The following is a 20179-nucleotide window of genomic DNA, read 5'->3' on the forward strand; positions in this document are numbered from 1 at the left end:
TGGCGTATGCTTCCGATGCAGCTTTCTTTCAGAAAGCTTTTAGGCGAACGCTTCGCTTTTTCAGGTTTTTTCTGTCCTCTCCGTTATCGTGTAAATGATTAATTCAGCTTATATAGCTTAAGAAGTTCGGCTTTTTAGTATAAACCTTTAGAAACTCAGTCTCTCAATACAATGGGATCGCAGCGCATTCAAGTAGACTGATCTTTCTTTAGTTCTTTGACTTTTTTAATGTAATGTCTCAACATAAGCACACCAATTGACTGAAAAATGATAAATATGACGATGGCAGCAGATAGAGATTTTGGTGCAACATAGACAGCCTGAAATGTTATTACAGCCATATACAAAATAGTCATCACCAACTCACGTTTGGCGGATTCATAAGGTAATAAGGATTTCATATCCATCCCTCCTCTATCCTTCTTACACATAAATATGGGTCTTCTTACAGTAGATGCTAAAGTAATACGTTTATTTTGTAAATGTAATGCTATTAATAAACACCTCAGAAATAGAGTTGAATTCATCAACGTTTTCCCTTGTTCCCCTTGTCGGTCCAATCAATCTATCCTATTATGTAACAATATGCTTACACGCATATATTACAACATCAGGCGCTGATCCCTCGTGACCGCGACCAAAGGAGAATTGTACATGTCTACACAAACCTCATTAACCAAGGACGCCACAGCGCGTTCGAAAGCCCCACCCGGATCGGATGCCCAAAGCACCGTTTACCGGATACTCATTGCCATCAGTCTGGTTCATCTGTTCAATGATTCGATCCAGTCGGTTATTCCCGCCATTTTTCCGATTTTGAAAGACTCCATGCATCTCACGTATACTCAGATCGGATGGATCTCATTTGCTATCAACTTTACCGCATCCATTATGCAGCCTGTCGTAGGCTGGTTTGCTGATAAAAAACCGACACCATCTATCCTGCCCATTGGCATGGGTTTTACATTTACCGGCATGTTGCTGTTGGCTTTTGCTGACAGTTATATGGCTGTCCTGATCTCCGTTATCTTTGTCGGTCTGGGTTCCGCCGCTTTCCATCCGGAAGGTTCACGGGTATCCCATATGGCTGCTGGTCAACGCCGTGGACTGGCACAGTCCATCTTCCAAGTTGGTGGTAACGCCGGACAGTCCCTTGCCCCATTGCTTACACGCTGGATCTTTATCCCGTTTGGACTGTTCGGTGCCATTGGATTTACAGGCATTGCTGCCATGGGAATTGCAGTTCAGATCTACATAGCCCGTTGGTATGGACGTATGCTGCAATCGGGAGGATACCTGCGTAGACAGGCTGCCGCCCGTCGTGCACCCAATCCTGCTTTGCGTAAAAAGATTACTGCCGCCATTACGCTATTGATCTTGCTTGTCTTTGTTCGTTCCTGGTATATCGCTTCCATTGGCAGCTTCTATGCGTTTAATCTGAAAGATACTTTTGGATTGTCCACAGAAGACGCGCAGATCTATATCTTCTTGTTCCTGGCTGCCGGAGCACTGGGTACGTTCTTCGGAGGCCCCTTGGCGGATCGATTCGGCAAACGTAACCTGATCTTCCTGTCCATGGCCGGAGCTGCTCCTCTGGCTCTGTTGTTGCCCTATGCGAATCTGTTCTGGACAGGCGTACTGCTAACCATTATTGGTTTTATCATGTTATCCAGCTTCTCGGTTACGGTTGTATACGCGCAAATGCTGATTCCAGGCAAAATCGGAACGGTTTCTGGTCTAATTACTGGTCTGGCATTTGGTATGGGAGGCCTGGGCGCACTCGTGCTGGGGAACTGGATTGACGTCTTCGGCGTATCACCCGTAATGCAGATGTGCAGCTTCCTGCCCCTGCTCGGGATTTTCACATTCCTGCTTCCATCCGATAAATTACTCAATATCTGGGCGAAAGAAAATGGTAGTGAGGAATAAAGAATACATCAACAGGTGTCCACTTTTTATTCTATATTAGATCCATTCCTTACGTGGCAGCATCGCCTTATAAGACGTTATCTTGCGCTAACGAACCTGACAGCACTTATTTGAACGAATACTGCCGGTTTCGCAATCTAAAGAATCTGAGCAACGCTATTCCTGAGAAAAAGGCCAAAAACCTTGGAATGTGCGTGTGAGATGCAGAAATAACGTGTCTGAGATTCTTTAGAAATCGGGATTAGTGAAATATCGCCGAATAACGTCTGCTGAGTTCGTTAGATTTCACTTTAGTCACCTACATTAGCAGTCTAAATAAAAAGTTTAGCCATAACAAAAAGGGTTCCCACCAACTCTGTAATCACAGAGCGGTAGGAACCCTTTTGTTATATATGTTTTTCTCGTATTTAGCTTCAACCGTTTATTCCACATCACACATGACAATGTTGCTACCTTGAGCTGTAATTAGTTCCTTCACATCTTCAAATTCAAGGAATACCGTCGCCGTATTTTCCATGGGATGAATTCCAATTTTCTGACCAACTAAATCCTTGTCAAAAACTACGGTCACGTTTTTCTGAATATTATTGAGAACCCCCATAGGGTTGACGTGCCCTTTTTCCAATCCGAGGAATTCCAACAAATCCTTTTCACTGGCAAAACTTAATTTGCGGCTAGGTATCTTTTCGCTTAAACTTCTCAAATCAACGGACTTCGTCCCAGCAATCGTCACCAGATAATAGTTGCGCTTCTTGTCATCACGCAGAAACAGATTTTTAACGATACGTTCTGTATGTGGAATCTGATAAGAGAATATTTCCTCCATCGTGTATACTGCGGGATGTTCAATACTTTTGTAAACGATATTATTACGATCTAAAAGATCATAGAAACCCTGTTTGTTTAACATATCAAATTCATCTCTTTCAATTTAAATATTCTTCTATAATATGACTTCTTCTGTAATATTACTTCAAACGCTGAAGGATCAGCCGTTTTTTGTACAACATTTTGCCTGCTTCGGCTACATCTCGAATTGTATTTTTGTTGCTCACCGAACCAAATACCATGCCGGCAATCGGCACGAGTTGGAACAGCTTCTTCCAGCCAAAAGATTCACTGTAGGAGTTAAACACTTCCCGCCACCCCTGCATCTGCGATACCACTTCAATGGGTTTGTCGGGATCATCATAAGCGGCCAGTTCTTCAATGATCGCTTTCTTACCTACAATATCAGCGGAAGAGAATTGCAGACATTTGACAATGAAGATGCGCTCCAGCGGTTCATCCGGATCATAACCATAACATAGAGCCATCTCTTGCAGTACCTTCAGAGAAAGCCCCATCACCATCGGAATATCTGCTGCTATGGTTACAATGCCACCAAACCCTGTAGCTGCTCCCTGAGCCGCGGCAAACTTGGTTCGACTCTCGGTAATGTTATCAGCCACCTGGTCCAGCACCTGAAGTGGCAGATTCTCTACACTATGAATCTTTGCTGTCCCCTCCGCTTCAGATTCCTGCTCCAGACGATAGGTCGTATCCATCATGGAATAACCGCACCTCTCAGCTTCCTCTTGCAGTAGCTTGGCTACTTTTTTCTTCTGTACGAGAAACTTGCCCCCATTCTGCACATACTGACCCACGTCGTTCAGGGAATCTCCGATCTTCTGTTTCAGCGCTTTAGGCATCACTTTATCCAACATCGCAAAGGGCAAACGCCCGATTTTATCCCAAATAAACAAGTCTTTCTGTTGTTTCTCCCATTTCAAAATCTGTTCAAGTTCCTTGTCCAACGTCTCGCGTGAATCCATATGTGATCCTCCTAATAGGTTCTGCATCTTAATCTGTATCTCTCTCATACGCAGAAATCATCGTTGTGGTTGCTTTGTTTTGTGTCCAGGACACTTATGTTCAGGCCACTCTATCTCATCGTTCACACACAGAAGAGCCCTTAATCAGCATCACTCGCTAACTAAGGGCTCTCATATTAAGGTTTCACTACCTCTTATTTTGCTTCTGCTACTGCGCTGCCATCTGGGACCGGAACACCGAAATCAGGTGTGCCATCTTCACGCCAATGAATCACTTGAGCACGGGCATGGCGGTTCGGATCATACAAGGGATCACCCTCGATGTCTTTGTAATTACGCGCATGATAAATCAGAATATCGGTCTTGCCATCCGGTGACACCGTAAAGCTATTATGACCCGGGCCGTATTGGCCGTTCGCTTCACAAGTCTGGAATACCGGCTTGGGTGATTTCACCCAGCTTGCCGGATCAAGCAAATCGGCATTTTCATCTGCGGTGAGCAGACCCATACAATAATTGTAATCGGTCGCGCTGGCCGAGTAGCCGATGAACAAACGCCCATTCCGATGCATCACGGCTGCTCCTTCATTGACCTTAAAGCCGATGATCTCCCAATCATACTCTGGCGTAGAGATCATAACCTGTTCGCCGCGTAGCGTCCATGGGTTCTCCATTTCGGCAATGTACAGGTTGGAGTTACCCACAATATCGGGATCTTTCTGTGCCCAGACCAGATAGCGGATTCCCTTATGTTCAAAGGTCGTTGCATCCAGCGCAAATGATTCCCACCGGGTGTGGATCTGCCCTTTCTCTACCCACTCTCCTTCGAGTGGATTCGCGGAATCGTTCTCCAGGACATACATCCGATGATCGAACAGACCTTCGTTGGTCTCACTGGTGTGAGCGGCAGCGTAGTGTATGTACCATTTGCCATCGATAAAATGAATCTCCGGTGCCCAAATGTTGGCACTCATTGGCCCTGTGTCACGCTTCGTCCAAGCCGTTACCGGCTCAGCATCTCTTAACTCTTCCAACGTCTCTGCTCTTCGGATTTCAATCCGGTCAAATTCTGGCACGGAAGCGGAGAAATAATAGTAACCGTCTGTATGACGGTACACCCACGGATCAGCGCGCTGCTCCAAGATGGGATTAGTAAATGTAATAGAATCAGTCATGGGAATGCTCCCCTTTCAAATGTTGTTTGGCTCGAAGTTTAGGGATGTAACCCAATTGCGAAAAAGCGAAAACCCTTTTGGGGTGGTGCACAGCGGACGTTCGGGGGTGGCAGGGCCTTGGTGCTCTCTTGTCCTCCGATTTCTTTTACTACCGCTCTCTGCGGTTGAAATCGGATGCCAAACTCACTCCTGCGGCTCCTTCCTCCCCCTCACTGCTTGTGCACCATCGAAGCGACAGCTCTCTCTTACCGCGCTCGCTGGGTTACAACCTCACTTCGAGCCTTTTTTGTTGGCTCGATCTTATGGGGTCGACCGCTTCGCAGGGTCAACTCTCCCCATGTAATGCTGGGCTGGCCGCAGAGCTATAGGCCAACTTTGTCATGTACAGCGGACGTTCGGGGGTGGCAGGGCCTTGGCGCTCTCTTGTCCTCCGATTTCTCTTTCCACCGCTCTTGGCGGTTGAAATCGGATGCCAAACTCGCTCCTGCGGCTCCTTCCTCCCCCTCACTGCTTGTGCACCATCGGAGCAGCAGCTCGCTCTCACCGCGCTCGCTACTCGCCCCCTTACTCCTCCGCTGCGCTGATCTGCTTGCCCCAGACCGCCACACCGTGGTCATTGAGGCCTGTTACCACCAGTGCGGGCTGGCTTCGCTCCCAGTCCCAGGACGGGAGCAGCTTCAGCTCTTCCGTGGAAGCTCCGCCCCATGGGCTTTCTTTCCACTTCAGTGTCAGCGTTTGTTTGTCATCAAATGTCCAGGTTCCTGAACCTTTTTCACTTTTAATCTTACCGTTGCTTGTTAGGGTATAAGGCACGGCTTGAATCTGCCCGTCTACGGACGGATCAAGCGCCATGCCTTCCCACTCCCCGGCAATCATGGACTTCGGAATGTCCTGTGCTGTCTCACCAGCGTACCGTTCAGGTGAAACCACAGGCCAGCCATCCTTTGTCCATAACATTTTGCGTACATGCAGATATGGCCAGTTTTTATCCGTCTCGCCCCGTGCATGATGCACGATGTAATAATCGTCTCCGTCCTTCAGAACGGAGTTATGTCCAGGCGCAACCCAGCCCTCGCCTTCTGTGAAACGATAACCGCCGAGAATTTTGGTGCCGATCTCATATTGCGGCAGATAATCTGTATCCAGCATGTTATTGCCGTTTATGTCTGTGTACGGTCCTGTGATCGAATCAGCACGCGCAACCCGCACGTTATAATCTTCGAATAAGGAATCATAGGAGACGAATAGATAATACTTTTTGAACTCCGGGTTATACACAATGTATGGACCTTCCACTGCACCCTCTTCAGTTGCACGATCACGAGCGGCAATGCGAGTACCATAACCCTCGTCCTTGAATTTCCCGGTGTCGGGATCAAGTGGCGCAATATAGATGCCGTCAAAGAACGAACCGTATACCATCCACGAATTGCCCTCGGCATCCACAATGGGATTGGCATCAATGGCATTTAATTTGTCTTGTTCATTCGCAGAGGTTTTCACAACGAGTCCTTCATCTGTCCATGGACCTTCGGGAGATGAGGATGTCTGAAGACCAATAGCCGACTGTGTACTGCCAAAAGAAGAAGCCGAATAATACATCCGATAGGTATCACCAGCCTGGACCACATCCGGTGCCCACAGATTGACCGCACCTGTCCAGTCCAGCGCTTCTTGCGGAATACCCGGGAGAGCTTGACCTACCCACTTCCAGTGGATCAGATCATCTGATTTGCGTACCATGACGCCGGGTTTCGCTTCTCCTGCTACACGAACGTCTGTGGAATAGACGTAGTATCCCTGGTCTGTTTTGATAATGGCCGGATCATGCGCATTGTTCACCGTCCAGCGTGATTCATCATCCAAAATGGAAGTGTCATACAACTGAGTATCTTGAGGAGCTTCAGGAAAGACGGGACGGGACACCGTTTCTCCTGCTCCTTCTCCGGAACAACCCGCAGCTCCAACAACCAACAATAACAACATGGAAGCAACCACTCCTTTTCCTGAATTCGACCACCGTCGGAATTTCTTCCGCTGGTTCATCCCTTCACTCCCGAAATTGCAACCGACTCAATAATCTGTTTCTGGAAGATCAGGAAGATGATTAATACAGGTAACAGAGCCACAATTGACGCCGCCATAATAAGCGGATAATCGGTTTGAATCGCATACGTGGCATTAAAGTTTGCTATAACGAGCTGTAACGTCTGCTTCTCCGGTGAATTCAGATAAATAATCGGTGCCAGATAATCGTTCCAGATGCCCATGAACCAGAGAATCAGCTGTGCAGCAATCGCCGGTTTGATGAGCGGAAACGTAATACTGGAGTACAGCCGGAAGTAGGAACTTCCATCGATTTTGGCCGCCTCAATAATTGCATCAGGTACACTAAGCAGGTACTGGCGTAGGAAAAAGATCATGATTACGTTACCGAACAGGCCAGGAACAATCAATGGTAACAGCGTATCCACCCAGCCCAGCTTTGCAAACATGATGAATTGTGGGATCATGACTGTTGGATAAGGAATCATCATGGATGCCAGCAACGCGAGAAACAGTTTGTTTTTGTGCGGGAATCTTAACTTGGCAAAAGCAAATGCTGCGATACTGGACGTAAACGTACCCACCACCGTTACACTCACCGCAACGATGAGGCTGTTTTTGATCCCGCTGAGTAGGGGACCGGCTTCCCAGATTTCTTTATACTTACCAAATTGGAATACTTCAGGTATCCATACAGGCGGAAGCGCGAACACATCCTGCTTCTCCTTCAATGACGTGGACAACATCCAGATCAGTGGTGCAATCATCGCAATCGCCCCAATCGCGAGTACGATAAAAATGATCGAGTTTGTTAATTTCCTCTTTTGACTGTAAGACATCTCCGGTTCACTCCTTTCCTTGACAATCAATCCCCATCATAGGCTGATTTTTCGTTCATTTTGAATTGCACCAGGGTAATGACAAAAATGAAAATACCAAGAATCATGGCCATCGCTGAGGCATAACCCATCTGCAAGTTACTGAATGCTTTCTGCCAGATGTAGAAAACGATCGATGCCGAAGAATATTCAGGACCACCCGTAGGTGTCATAATGTTCATCTCGGTGAAGATCTGGGAACCGCCAATGATATTTGTAACAATGAGGAAAAAGGTAACTGGCTTCACCATAGGCCAGGTGATATTGCGGAAGATTTGGAACCCGTTCGCTCCATCCAGCTCAGCCGCCTCGTAGTATGTACGTGATACACTTTGCAGTGCTGCCAGGTACAACAACATCGTGTATCCCAAGCCTTTCCACACCGTCATAATAATCAAAGCCGGTTTAACCGTGTCTTTGTTCGCTAGCCAGTTAGGACCTTTAATCCCAAACAGGTCAAGGAACTGGTTCACCAGACCGTAATCCCCGTTGTACGCCCAGTTCCACATGATGGACACCGCAGCGAGGGAAGAAATGACCGGGATGTAATAGATTACTCGGAATGTCGTGGTGCCGGGAATTTTACGATTCAGACCCATCGCCAGCAATAATGCGAGCAACAGACCAATCGGGATACCGAGCATCAGGAAGAATGTATTAAACATCGCTTTGTAGAAGAGGTCATCCGTTAGCAAATCCTTGAAGTTGGCCAATCCGATAAAGTTCATCTGTCCCAGTCCGTCCCAATCCGTAAAGGAACCATAAAGGGAGTAGAGGAACGGGAACATGACAAAGATCAGCAATCCAAGAATCGGAGGTAAAATAAACAGATATCCGTACAGCATCTCTTTGCGATACAAACTCGATTTCGTAATCACGGCGTTCACCCCTGTTTCTAGTATCAGCATGTGGCATTCTTCGATTGAACCTTGTCGATCAACGAATGCCACATGCCCGTATGGAATCCAATAAGTTCCAATACGAATGATGCCAGCAGCATGATTGCAGGCTGCCGGCATCACCCTTTCCTATCTACTATTTCTGAGATTTCTTTTCTTGTTCAACCGCTTTGTCGAGCAGTTTTTGCATTTTTGGTTGTTGCTGCTTCACATAGTCTGCGGCTGTAATCTTGCCATCCAATACCGGCTGGATGTCCGTGAAGAACAGGTCATACCATTCCGCATTGTACGTGTAGTTACCTGGCAGAGCCCGGCCGTAATCTTCAACGATATCAATGAATTCCTGTTTGTTGGCTGGTTTCGTGGATGTATCTTTGGCCCACTCGTCTGCCATATCAAGCAAGTTCGGAATCTGTACCTTGGCATCTCCCAGTTGTTGCATGCCTTCCTTCGAAGCCGTAAGGTAGTTCACCAATGCTGCTGCTTCTTCTGGATGTTTCGTTTTCGCCGATACTCCGATTCCCAGAGATCCGATCCACGTTGCCGACTTGCCAGTTGATCCCGCAGGGAATGGCAGCAAATCATAATCGAAAGGTAATTTCTCAAATGTACTCATATCCCATGGGCCTACAGGGAAGAAAGCCATTTCACCTTTCATCCAGCGTTGATACGTATCCAATGTTTGCGCTTCCTCAATGGAAGGTGTAATTTTGTATACATTCTGCATATCCGCGAAGAACTGCAGCGCTTCAGCGAATTTTGGATCATCAATCGTTACCTTTGTTTTGGTCTCATCCAACCAATCCCCACCGTTGCTCCATACAAAGGATTGCAGGGCCCACTGTACGTTGAATCCAGTACCGTATACATCCGGTTTACCATCTCCATTGGTATCCTTGGTCGCTTGCTGATTCACCTTGATGAACTCTTCCCATGTGTATGGTTTATCCTTGTCAGGGAGTGGGATACCCTCTTTTTCAAACAACGTTTTGTTGTAGCCCAGTGAAAATGGCCCCAGATCCTTCGGCATACCGTAGATATCACCTTGACCTGCCATTTGGCCGTCATAACGATACAGGTCCACGCCGTATTTCCAGATATTATCGAGATCAACATCCGGATTGTTTTCAATATACGAAGTGAGGTTCATCAGCACATTGCTGTTCACATACGCTTTCACGTCACCCGGATTGATATAAAATACGTCAGGCAAGCTGTTGCCTGTAATTGCCGCTCTTAGCTTGGTTGCATATTGATCCGCAGCCGTTACAATAATTTTGACTTTCACACCCGGATGATCTTCTTCGAATTTCTTGACCACCGCTTGGTATGCTTTCTGCTCATCAGTACCGCCGCGGAACATAAATGTTAACTCCTTGTCCCCACTTGCACCGCTGCTTCCTCCGCAACCTGCGAGTACCAGTGCACTTACCAGCATAAGAAGCATAAATGTGACCCAACTCTTTTTCTTTACCATCTGAACCCCTCCTGATCTGGACTTGTAACCGTATTCAATTGGATGAAATAAGATTTCTGTTGTTAAATTTATCAAATCCAGATCACTTTAGTCAACACTTTTATAAAACATTTTACATTTATATAAAATAAATTAGTATTTCGGCCAGCCACTCGAGTCCCAAAGCAAGTCATTAATCAGCAATTTCGGATTGCCATTATCCTCTGCATCATAGGCATGTCTTGCGATGACATTGCCGTTGTACACGTCCTGACCACCTGGACCTTTCCACTTCACATTGCCTGTATCCAATATCGTTCCGCCACCATTCAGCATATTAACTCCGTTTTTGTCCACATAAGGGCCTGTTATACTGGTCGAACGTCCATAGACCATTTTGTAGGTACTGTTCACCCCTTGGCAGCAAGAATCGATGGAAGCAAACAGGTAATAATAGCCGCCACGATATACAATACTTGGTCCTTCAATAGCACCTCCGTTATTCGGGCGCGCAGCAATGGAAGTTATACTTCCCGTCGGTTTCATCGTGTTTTTGTCCAGCTTGACAATCTTCAGGCCACTCCAGAAAGAACCAAAGGCCAGCCATGGATTGCCTGAAGCATCAATGACCAGATTTGGATCAATGGCATTATAATTATTGGCGGTCGTGGTTTGAAGCACCAATCCTTCATCCTTCCATTGCCCTGCCCCAATGCTGTTCGCAGAAGCAAGACCAATCGCAGACCGATTGGAGCCAAAGGTGGAGATCGAATAATAGAGCCATACTTTTCCGTTATACTGCTCTACATCCGGTGCCCATACATCCAATCCGCTTTGTCCCGGAACGGCAGAAGCCCACCAGGATGGCTTACTTAAGAAGATTTGTGGAACACGATACCAGGACGAACCATTATCGGATTTCAATACTTGAATGCCCGGGCCGGTTGAAAAGGTGTACCAGGAACTGCCCTCTTTGATAATCGACGGATCATGAACAGCCGTATCTCCGGTCAGATTCCAGAATGCCGCCAAAGCTTTTGACTGACCTGCCAGCAGTAATACCATCACAAGTAATGCCGGTAACGCCAACCGTTTCCACTTAAACCTCTTCACATTGCTTAACTTTTCCAAACCAAACTCCACCTTTCCTGTTCAAATGGTTAATTAGGTTCATGAAGTATTGAATCAATTTAGGTATAATAGGATTATAAAAGCGGTTACATGACATTTCAATGGTATATTTCAAATATATGTGAACTGATTAACACTTATTTTAACCGGAATAGTGGACAAAATATAGGTTATATTTTCGTATTTGCGCTATATACAAGGGTTTTGGCTTCTATTTCTCCACCCTTCCCTTCCATGAGGGAATGATTTATAATTATCTGAAATAAAACATATAAATGTGCAAATGTCTGTGTCGAAGACTTTGTTCAGAACGGGGAAAGGAAATCCACCTATGATTTATATTAAAGATCTGATGTCGGGTGTGAATATCTTCAAAGCGCTCAGTTCGGAAATCCGGATTCAGATCATCGAGCTGCTGGCCAAGAACCAAAGTCTTAATCTCAATGATCTTGCAACCAAGCTTGGACTGAGCAATGGCGCTATCACAATGCATATCAAGAAGCTTGAAGAGAGCGGATTGATCGAGATCAACACCGCCGTTGGCAAACATGGAATTCAGAAGATATGTTATCTCAATGAGGAAAAATTGATGGTTGATCTGCGTTCACAAGAGATTAACAATCGTTATGAGGTGGAAATTCAGGTCGGTCATTACAGCGATTATCAGGCTGCACCTACATGTGGTCTCGCTACCCGGGACAGCATTGTTGGAGAGTTCGATGATCCGCGGTACTTTGCTGATCCACTGCGAATTGATGCGGAGATGATCTGGCTGGCCGAGGGTTATCTCGAGTATCGGATTCCAAACTATCTCAAACCTAATCAGTCCTTTAGCGAAATTCAGTTGTCGATGGAACTGGGATCGGAGGCCCCTGGCTTTTGTGACAATTACCCTTCGGATATTTACTTCTATGTCAATGGGATTGAGATTGGCTGCTGGACAAGTCCGGGGGATTTTGGCAATACACGCGGTACCTTTAATCCGGAATGGTGGCCTCCCCACTTGAACCAGTACGGCATGCTGAAGCTGATCCGGATTACACAGGAAGGCAGCTATATCGACGGATGCCGCATCTCGGATGTGACGTTGGACCAGATTGGGCTGGATTACAAAAGCGATATTCACTTCCGCATTGCGGTTACGGACGCACCTTTGAACAAACGGGGCTTAACGATCTTTGGTAAAAATTTCGGAAACTATGGACAGAATCTGCTCGCTCGGGTTCTCTATAACGTGCAAGAAGAGTAGAGCCGGCTCTGACTATTCACTCGATATGAAGTTCGACCGATCTGCTAACGTAACTGTTCAACACAACAACAATCATGTTTCTTCGAAAGGGTGCTATCCAGCACTCTTTTTTGTTTCCTCTCACCGAAGAACTTGTCCAATTATGTTGGAACAAAACATACTGGATGGTATGACTTCTATAGACCCTCTGTAATCCTCCATGTTGTTTACCCTGGCGTGATATAATAATGGCCTGTAATGACAAAATGGAATAACGGGCGGGGATACCTTTTGAAATTGGAGCGATTAATCTCAATCATATACAAACTGCTGAACCACGAAGTATTGTCTGCTTCCACCTTGGCTGAAGAGTTTCAGGTGTCCCCAAGAACGATCTATCGGGATATTGATGTAATCTGTGCCGCCGGCTTCCCGGTTGTCTCCCATCAGGGACTCAAAGGTGGCTACGGCATGATGGACGGATACAAGATGGATAAAAGCTTACTCGGTTCTTATGATGTGGATTCCCTGATCACGGTTCTGAGCAGTCTATCCACAGTATTTGAAGATGCACGTGCACAAGGCACGATTGAACGTCTGCAAACGATTGGACCGGAGCATCAAACCTCAAGACTATCGGTGGATCTGGAGACTCGCCGAACAGAACCTGATGCCCTTCCTCATCTGCGTAAAGGTATTACGGATCATCAGGTTGTCCGTTTTGACTACATCAATACAAAGAATGAACATACACCCCGCCATCTGGAACCGGTAAGACTCCATTTTAAATATCGTAATTGGTATGTATATGGATTTTGCCAGACACGGCAGGATTATCGCGAGTTCCGACTGTCCCGGATGATGAACGTGCAACTGACATCGGAACACTTCCAACCCCACCTTGAGCTTCCCCAAGAGACGGTTGGGTCAGATCCGTCATGGCAAGATCAGGTAAGTGATGTGGTATTTCGGGTGAACCCGGAAGCGCTCGCGGAAGCCATGGATCATTTTCAACAGGCAGATAAGCAATTTCACGAGGATGGAAGTATGACAATGCGTATCTCGGTTCATCAACCGTTACAAGCCAAGTGGTTATGGTCGTTTCTACTTAGTTTAGGCAGTGGCGCCGAGGTACTTGAACCGATTGAATTAAGAGACATTCTGAAAGAACAACTTCGAAACGCACTTAAGCTCTATGAAGAAGTATGACACGCTGTTGTCATACTTCTTTTTTTATAATCATCTCAGTAAGTTAACCTAATCTATAGCCAAATTAAAGGAGACGATCATCAATGAATCATCCGGAACAAATGTATAACTACCACGCATGGGCCAACCAAACCATCCTGGGCAGAATCAAGGAATTGCCCTCTTCTGTACTGAGTCAGGAAGTGAACAGTTCATATCCAACCATTGCTCACGCACTCAGCCATATCTATACAGTGGATAAGATGTGGTATCTGGTGTTAACTGGCACCGGTATGCGCGAGGCACTGCAAGCATGCATACCACTCAATAGTGAAATTCACGGTTCTGTGGATGAGTACATCCAATGTTTTACCGACCTGTCGGCACAATACAGTGAGTGGTTACGAGGCCAAGCTGATTTGGGGCAAACCATTCTACTCGATAATCCATTTGCAGGAGTTCGCGAAACCAGCTTATCGGACATCGTAATACATGTGGTTAACCACGGAACCTATCATCGAGGCAATGTTTCTACGATGCTGCGTCAATTGGGGCACGCCTCCATCATGAATGACTATTCACTCTTCTGGTATCAGGAACCGGCTCAAGTATAGTTGACAATCGGATGGAAAATGTACATTGTATCCCCGTGACGTCGAGGGATGAATTGAGAAATTGGTTGCGGACGCATGGAAAAGTTGAGAAATCTTGCTGGGTAATGATAAGCATAAAACCCGTGCCAAATACCCTGCTGTATTTGGACGTGGTTGAGGAGGCGCTGTGCTTTGGCTGGATCGATGGAGTCAAAAAGAAAATATCCGAGACTCAATTAGCACAAAGATTATCTCCTAGGAGTAAACGTAGCTCATGGACTGAATTGAACAAGGAACGTGTCCGTCGTCTTGAAAAATTGGGCTTCATGCATGACGAGGGTAGAAAGGTTCTTCCTGTTATGGAGCCGACTGCTTTCATTATTGATGGTGTGATCGAACAAAGGCTGAAAGAAGACCAGCAGGTTTATGCAAATTTCATGGCCTTCCCTGTCCTGTATCAAAACGTTCGTATCGATACGATCCAAAGTGTGAAGAATCAGCCAGCATTATTCCAGAGCAGATTGGATAAGTTCATAACCAACACAAAGGAAAATAAAATGTACGGTCAGTGGCATGACAACGGACGGCTTTTGGACTATTAAATTTTCCCTGAGACAGCAGACAGGACCTCCATATGAGGAGGCCCTGTTTTGGTGTTTTATATTCGGCCAGGTATTAATGAGTCTGCCTGTATGTTTTGGGAGACTTGCCAAAGGCTTTCTTAAACTGGCGGGTGAAATAATTACTGTCGTTAAACCCGCATTCATACGAAATTTCCGTAATGGACAGGTTCCCGTTTTTTAACAAATGACACGCCTTCTCCAGACGCAACTTTTGCAGATAAGAGATCGGGGTCATCTGATAATAGGATCGAAAAATCCGGTTCAGATGCCTTATTGAGATATTCGACTTCCCCGCAATATCCTCTAGCGACAGTGGCTCCAGATAATGATCTTCAATGAATGAAATGGCATTTGCCAGATGCATCAGATTATTACCTTCGATCCCTTTCTCCTGCGTATCATATTGCCTCGACAAATAAACAACCATCTCCGTAAGACGTGAGATCAACATCGTCTGATACCCTTGCTGTTTACTCTGATACTCCTCAATCATGAACGATATCAGTGATTCTACATACTCCAGACTGGAAATGGATAACGCCAATTTACTCGGAAAGGAGTGAATATTACGATAAAACGGTTCCAAAACAAACAGCGCCTGGAAGCCGTTAGATTTTCTCAGATCGGGCCCAGCCGAAGCAAGCATCTCGGGACTGAACATAATGTTACAGATCCTAAAATCATGAGGGTCTTTATACGCATGATGGGTGTCGCCATTAATCACAAATGCGTTCCCTTTTTTAATAAAAAATTCCTCGGTGTTCACCACATGGGTTGCATGACCATTCAGAACAATCACAAGTTCCGTAAAATCCATATGATTATGAAGCTCCATGTCCTCAACATGTCCACCGTACTGGATAAAAAACGGAAATTGTTGATGGTCCGAGGTAAACCATCTCAAATATGCATTACTCAAAAGCATTCCCCTCCGCGAACATAGTTGGGTTGAATGTCTATATCATGCTATTCCAAGACCGAAAAATCAAGGTTCCATATACTTATAAGCGTTATAATTCGCCTTGTAGCAGGGATTTTCAATGTGTCCAGATTCATACTAAATTCTCGAAATGAATAGGAGCATAAATGATGAAATATACCAATCCGGTCATTCCGGGGTTTTATCCAGATCCAAGTATCTGCCGTGTAGATGAAGACTATTATCTGGTAACCAGTACCTTTGAATATTTCCCTGGTGTGCCCATCTTCCACAGCAAAGACCTTGTGAACTGGCGACAGATCGGCCATGTCCTCACAACAACTGAGCAACTCCCTTTAGCGAACGCGGGCAGTTCTGGCGGCATTTTTGCCCCAACACTCCGGCACCATGATGGCTGGTTCTACATGACAACAACCAATGTCAGCGGCGGCGGAAATTTTTATGTGCGTAGTGCCCTGCCCGAGGGACCATGGTCTGCTCCGATTTTTATTGATCAGGGCGGCATTGATCCCTCTTTTTTCTTTGATGAAGATGGACGTGTGTATTTTCAAACGGCCTGTAACGGCGATGAAGGCGAAGGCATCTATCAGTGCGAGATAGACATCACGACCGGAGCCAGACTAACCGATAGTCGATTGATCTGGACTGGAACCGGAGGAGCAGCCCCCGAAGCTCCCCACATGTATAAAATAAACGGCCTCTATTATCTGATGATCGCCGAAGGTGGAACCGAGTATGGCCATATGGAGACCATCGCTCGGAGCACAGAGCCATACGGACCATTTGATCCGTGTCCTCATAATCCGATTCTGTCCAATCGGAGCATGAAATCCAGCATTCACGCAACCGGTCATGCAGACCTTGTCCAGATCCAGGATGGAAGCTGGTGGGCCGTATGTCTGGGCCTTCGTCCAGCAGGTTACCCCATGCGACACCATCTGGGACGCGAGACCTTCCTGGCACCTGTCACTTGGACGGATGACGGTTGGCCGATAATCGGTGTGGACGGACATATTGAACCAGAGATGACCGGACCTTCATTGCCTGAGCATCCTTGGTCACCTCGGGCTATACGGGATCATTTTGACGAACCAACTTTGGACATGAACTGGATCTTCTTACGGAACCCGGCTCCGAATAGTTGGACACTCACAGAAAATCCCGGGCAACTCATCCTGCGGGGTCAGCCGGTTTCACTCGATGATGGACAAAATCCAGCCTTTGTTGGGCGTCGATTGAGCCATTTCTTATGCAATATGGCCACCGAGCTGTGTTATGAGCCATTTGCGAGCGGTGAGGAAGCCGGATTAACCTTATTTATGAATGATAAATATCATTACGATTTGGCTGTAACACAGGTCTATGGGCAGAAGAAAATCGTATTGCGGCGAACCGTCGGCTCTCTGCGAACCGAACAGGTGCTTGACTGTGACACGGGGCCGGTTGTATTACAAATCAAGGCTGACCGTAATCACTTCACGTTCCTCTACCAGCAAGGTTCATCCGATGCCATCGAAGTGGGTTCAGGGGAAACACATCTGTTATCTACCGAAGTAGCAAGTGGTTTCACAGGTGTGATGATCGCCATGTACGCTTATGCTCCATCGGGGGAGTGTACGCCTGCAAGTTACGATTGGTTTGACTATGAACCTCTGGACGAATAATCGTTGTAACTCCTATATTCAGTAATAGAAAATATAATATATGATCAGTAAAATTATCCCCTTAAAGTAGTTACTCTTTGAAAAGCCTTGTGTGGTAGCATAAGGAAATGAGTGAACTTTGAGGGGATTTTGCTATAACTATATCTTTCTTACGGATTGCACTGGAATTTATAAAAGAACCATTGCTTTATTAGAGAAGTTCTCCTAGTATTTTTAGAAGGAACACCCCAGCAGCTCCCATCTTAACAATAGCTTCACTGCCCATATGAGAGCGCTATCGCTGCAGCACTAAGATAAACGGGAGGTTGCAGATATGAAATGGAATCACTTCAAGTCCAAGCTTCTGTTTAAGTACACCCTATCCTATATCTCCATTTTTCTTATCCCTCTTGTTATTTTAACCATCATTATTTATCACAACGCTGTGGACACGCTCCGTTCAGAGATTGAACAGACCAATGTCAATCAGCTCACTCAAGCCAAAACTGTCATTGATGATCGCATGAAAGAACTCCAAGACATCGCTTTTCGCATCGCCTACGATGAGCAGTTAACGCGGTATTGGACCCACCATCCGTACTATAGCCGGGAATCCATCGGCGCATTGGTCAAATACAAAGCCACCAGTTCCATTATCGATGAGTTATTCCTGTTCTTCCGTGGAGATGATAACATCTATTCTTCTCAAGGTTCTGAGAACCTGGATGTATTCACTGGCCGCTACAAATTTACTACGTGGAACAAAACAGACATGATCCGGGATTTGAATAACGTACAGTCCCCCACAATACGTCCAGCGGAGCAGGTCGTCCAAGGAACCAGAATACCCAATTCCATGCTGGCATACCTTGTACCGATTGCACCTAACAATACGCCCGCCCATGGAACCGTCATGTACTTGATTCACGAGTCCAATCTGACGGGCTTAATTGATTCCATCCTTAGCGACTATCACGGGATGACTTATATTTTCGATAATTTCGGGCAAGTACTGGCAGCCAATTACAAGGGAGAAATCATATCCGAACAGGAAGTTAACGCTCTGTTTGCTCTTGAACCCGGCACGCACAGCATCTCCTTAAATCAAGAACCACATTCGGTTGTATCCGTTAAATCGGATGCGGGTTGGACTTATGTAACCGCTATGCCCAGCAACCAATTTTTTAGCCGAATCGTTCATATTCGCACCTTTGTTGTTCTCGTTTTCTCCTTCATGGTGGTGATGGGCACGTTCCTCGCCATTATGTTGGCCCGAAGACAGTACCATCCGATTTCAGACTTAATGGAGTTCATTCGGTTGAAAAATGATCCTGATCCATCCTCCACCACCAACGAGCTGGAATGGATCAAGAAAACACTGCATGATTATAGTCAGCGCGTAGATCTTCAGGAGCCCTATGCTCGCAATCATATTTTGCTCATGTTGCTGAAGCACGGTCACACCGGAGATTTTCCTTCTGAGTTTACGGATAAGCTTGGCATACGCTTTAACCGGTCCCATTATTTTGTCATGATCATGGGCTGGGAAATGCATGCTTTTCCTATCGGTGATAACCCCGAGCAACCTACTGTCATGCAGCTGATGAACGATGTGGACCTGCCGGAGTTGTCTGCATATGCTTACGGCGTAGAGCTGCCACAGGCAGACCAATTGGCCCTTATCGTGGGATTCGATGCCGAAATTGGGCATGAAGGTAGCCTGAATATCCGTATGGAGCCTATCGTTGAAAAACTGCAATGGATGGTGACAGAACACACCGGGGTCGCGCCCGCAATCGGGATAGGCAATCGGTACACTTATCCGAAACAGCTGAATCAGTCCTACATTGAGGCCTCGACCGCTCTGGAAGCATCGATGCTTCATGGACAGGGCAGGAGTACATACTTTAACGACCTCTCTGGTTCCGATGTACAGGATTCCTCCTTCTGGGTCCCTAAGGATGTGTTATTAAAGCTGGTTCAGAGCTTAAAACAAGGCAGCTATGATGTGGCGGTTCAGATGGTGTCAACTGCGTTGAATACCCTGAAATCCGAAATGCCATCTGTACCGCTGCTGCGTTGCATCTGCTTTGATATTCTGAATACAATGCTCAAAACCGCTTCGGAGCTTGGAATCCATCATGTGGTTGATCACCTTCCAAGGATCACTTCCTACGACTCGTTAGAGGATTTGGAGAAAAAACTGACAGGCCTTGCCGCCGAAATCTGCGCCCATGTCGAGGCAAAGAGTGAGACGGAAGAAAGCTCTCTTATGGATGAAATCGTGGCTTATATCGATGCCAATTTCTCTGATTATGATGTCAGTTTAGGTACGATTTCATCGAAATTCACGATCTCTTCATCCTATTTCAGTCGTTCTTTCAAAGAAAAGATCGGCATGAACTTTACCCAATATATCTGGCAGAAACGGATGGATGAGGTCATTCGACTACTGCTGCATACAACCGATCCGTTAAAAGATATCATCACGCGTGTCGGTTACCTGGATACACCAAACTTCATCCGCAAATTCAAAAAAGAGACGGGTTATACCCCAGGGCAATACCGTAAAATGCACCGTCCCAATGGCTCCGCCGATTCTCCTGATGATGATGACGAGGAATGTATTGGATAAA

The 20179-nt window shown here is 46.1% G+C and carries 17 protein-coding genes; 7 read left to right on the forward strand and 10 right to left on the reverse strand.

The features are described from left to right. Positions 1-188: 188 nt before the first annotated feature. Complete coding sequence (locus tag MHB71_RS19025) at positions 189-401, reverse strand: hypothetical protein (protein ID WP_340027266.1); 213 nt, start codon at positions 399-401, stop codon at positions 189-191. 253 nt (positions 402-654) lie between these two features. On the opposite strand from MHB71_RS19025, the gene MHB71_RS19030 reads away from it, so the two are divergent. Further along, a complete protein-coding gene (locus tag MHB71_RS19030; protein WP_047841924.1) occupies positions 655-1929 on the forward strand; it encodes an MFS transporter in 1275 nt (424 codons plus the stop codon). A 421-nt stretch (positions 1930-2350) separates the two neighbouring features. Here MHB71_RS19030 and MHB71_RS19035 read toward each other — a convergent pair whose 3' ends face one another. From MHB71_RS19035 to MHB71_RS19070, 8 genes are all read right to left on the reverse strand, one after another. Next, a complete protein-coding gene (locus tag MHB71_RS19035; RefSeq protein ID WP_340027267.1) occupies positions 2351-2839 on the reverse strand; it encodes a prolyl-tRNA synthetase associated domain-containing protein in 489 nt (162 codons plus the stop codon). A 58-nt stretch (positions 2840-2897) separates the two neighbouring features. Next, positions 2898-3743, reverse strand: a complete 846-nt coding sequence (locus tag MHB71_RS19040) for an EcsC family protein (protein ID WP_100528726.1) — start codon at positions 3741-3743, stop codon at positions 2898-2900. A 194-nt stretch (positions 3744-3937) separates the two neighbouring features. Continuing rightward, entirely contained in the window at positions 3938-4918 is a 981-nt protein-coding gene (locus tag MHB71_RS19045) for a family 43 glycosylhydrolase (protein ID WP_340027268.1), read from the reverse strand. 564 nt (positions 4919-5482) lie between these two features. Further along, positions 5483-6904, reverse strand: a complete 1422-nt coding sequence (locus tag MHB71_RS19050) for an arabinan endo-1,5-alpha-L-arabinosidase (RefSeq protein ID WP_340030197.1) — start codon at positions 6902-6904, stop codon at positions 5483-5485. Positions 6905-6960: 56 nt separating this feature from the next. Beyond that, a complete protein-coding gene (locus MHB71_RS19055; protein ID WP_036611483.1) occupies positions 6961-7803 on the reverse strand; it encodes a carbohydrate ABC transporter permease in 843 nt (280 codons plus the stop codon). A 26-nt stretch (positions 7804-7829) separates the two neighbouring features. Further along, on the reverse strand, positions 7830-8720 hold the full coding sequence (locus MHB71_RS19060) for a sugar ABC transporter permease (RefSeq protein ID WP_036611613.1): 891 nt from the start codon (positions 8718-8720) through the stop codon (positions 7830-7832). 157 nt (positions 8721-8877) lie between these two features. Beyond that, a complete protein-coding gene (locus MHB71_RS19065; RefSeq protein ID WP_340027269.1) occupies positions 8878-10218 on the reverse strand; it encodes a sugar ABC transporter substrate-binding protein in 1341 nt (446 codons plus the stop codon). 132 nt (positions 10219-10350) lie between these two features. Further along, positions 10351-11262, reverse strand: coding sequence for a glycoside hydrolase family 43 protein (locus MHB71_RS19070; protein WP_051154000.1), 912 nt, complete (start codon positions 11260-11262; stop codon positions 10351-10353). 397 nt (positions 11263-11659) lie between these two features. On the opposite strand from MHB71_RS19070, the gene MHB71_RS19075 reads away from it, so the two are divergent. The 4 genes from MHB71_RS19075 (at position 11660) to MHB71_RS19090 (ending at position 14939) form a co-directional block, all read left to right on the forward strand. Then, the gene (locus MHB71_RS19075) at positions 11660-12577 is read left to right on the forward strand and encodes a winged helix-turn-helix transcriptional regulator (RefSeq protein WP_036611489.1); all 918 of its coding nucleotides are present in this window, start codon (positions 11660-11662) and stop codon (positions 12575-12577) included. Positions 12578-12847: 270 nt separating this feature from the next. Further along, positions 12848-13765, forward strand: coding sequence for a YafY family protein (locus MHB71_RS19080; protein WP_036611491.1), 918 nt, complete (start codon positions 12848-12850; stop codon positions 13763-13765). Between the two features lie 83 nt (positions 13766-13848). Further along, positions 13849-14358, forward strand: coding sequence for a DinB family protein (locus tag MHB71_RS19085; protein ID WP_340027270.1), 510 nt, complete (start codon positions 13849-13851; stop codon positions 14356-14358). Between the two features lie 11 nt (positions 14359-14369). Further along, complete coding sequence (locus tag MHB71_RS19090) at positions 14370-14939, forward strand: YdeI/OmpD-associated family protein (protein ID WP_307414662.1); 570 nt, start codon at positions 14370-14372, stop codon at positions 14937-14939. Between the two features lie 73 nt (positions 14940-15012). On the opposite strand, the gene MHB71_RS19095 is transcribed toward MHB71_RS19090, so the two are convergent. Beyond that, the gene (locus MHB71_RS19095; protein ID WP_036611501.1) at positions 15013-15879 is read right to left on the reverse strand and encodes a helix-turn-helix domain-containing protein; all 867 of its coding nucleotides are present in this window, start codon (positions 15877-15879) and stop codon (positions 15013-15015) included. 170 nt (positions 15880-16049) lie between these two features. Here MHB71_RS19095 and MHB71_RS19100 point away from each other — a divergent pair, with 170 nt between their 5' ends. Beyond that, on the forward strand, positions 16050-17564 hold the full coding sequence (locus MHB71_RS19100) for a glycoside hydrolase family 43 protein (RefSeq protein WP_340030198.1): 1515 nt from the start codon (positions 16050-16052) through the stop codon (positions 17562-17564). Positions 17565-17877: 313 nt separating this feature from the next. Then, positions 17878-20178, forward strand: coding sequence for a helix-turn-helix domain-containing protein (locus tag MHB71_RS19105; RefSeq protein WP_340027271.1), 2301 nt, complete (start codon positions 17878-17880; stop codon positions 20176-20178). Position 20179: the final 1 nt, after the last annotated feature.

The sequence above is a fragment of the Paenibacillus sp. FSL H7-0940 genome, assembly GCF_037979415.1.
Lineage (GTDB): Bacteria > Bacillota > Bacilli > Paenibacillales > Paenibacillaceae > Paenibacillus > Paenibacillus amylolyticus.

Excerpts from the sequence above, each read along its gene's own strand:
- MHB71_RS19025 (WP_340027266.1), bottom strand. The coding sequence starts at position 401 with ATGAAATCCTTATTACCTTATGAATCCGCCAAACGTGAGTTGGTGATG.
- MHB71_RS19030 (WP_047841924.1), top strand. The coding sequence starts at position 655 with ATGTCTACACAAACCTCATTAACCAAGGACGCCACAGCGCGTTCGAAA.
- MHB71_RS19035 (WP_340027267.1), bottom strand. The coding sequence starts at position 2,839 with ATGTTAAACAAACAGGGTTTCTATGATCTTTTAGATCGTAATAATATC.
- MHB71_RS19040 (WP_100528726.1), bottom strand. The coding sequence starts at position 3,743 with ATGGATTCACGCGAGACGTTGGACAAGGAACTTGAACAGATTTTGAAA.
- MHB71_RS19045 (WP_340027268.1), bottom strand. The coding sequence starts at position 4,918 with ATGACTGATTCTATTACATTTACTAATCCCATCTTGGAGCAGCGCGCT.
- MHB71_RS19050 (WP_340030197.1), bottom strand. The coding sequence starts at position 6,904 with ATGTTGTTATTGTTGGTTGTTGGAGCTGCGGGTTGTTCCGGAGAAGGA.
- MHB71_RS19055 (WP_036611483.1), bottom strand. The coding sequence starts at position 7,803 with ATGTCTTACAGTCAAAAGAGGAAATTAACAAACTCGATCATTTTTATC.
- MHB71_RS19065 (WP_340027269.1), bottom strand. The coding sequence starts at position 10,218 with ATGGTAAAGAAAAAGAGTTGGGTCACATTTATGCTTCTTATGCTGGTA.
- MHB71_RS19070 (WP_051154000.1), bottom strand. The coding sequence starts at position 11,262 with ATGGTATTACTGCTGGCAGGTCAGTCAAAAGCTTTGGCGGCATTCTGG.
- MHB71_RS19075 (WP_036611489.1), top strand. The coding sequence starts at position 11,660 with ATGATTTATATTAAAGATCTGATGTCGGGTGTGAATATCTTCAAAGCG.
- MHB71_RS19085 (WP_340027270.1), top strand. The coding sequence starts at position 13,849 with ATGAATCATCCGGAACAAATGTATAACTACCACGCATGGGCCAACCAA.
- MHB71_RS19090 (WP_307414662.1), top strand. The coding sequence starts at position 14,370 with ATGGAAAATGTACATTGTATCCCCGTGACGTCGAGGGATGAATTGAGA.
- MHB71_RS19100 (WP_340030198.1), top strand. The coding sequence starts at position 16,050 with ATGAAATATACCAATCCGGTCATTCCGGGGTTTTATCCAGATCCAAGT.
- MHB71_RS19105 (WP_340027271.1), top strand. The coding sequence starts at position 17,878 with ATGAAATGGAATCACTTCAAGTCCAAGCTTCTGTTTAAGTACACCCTA.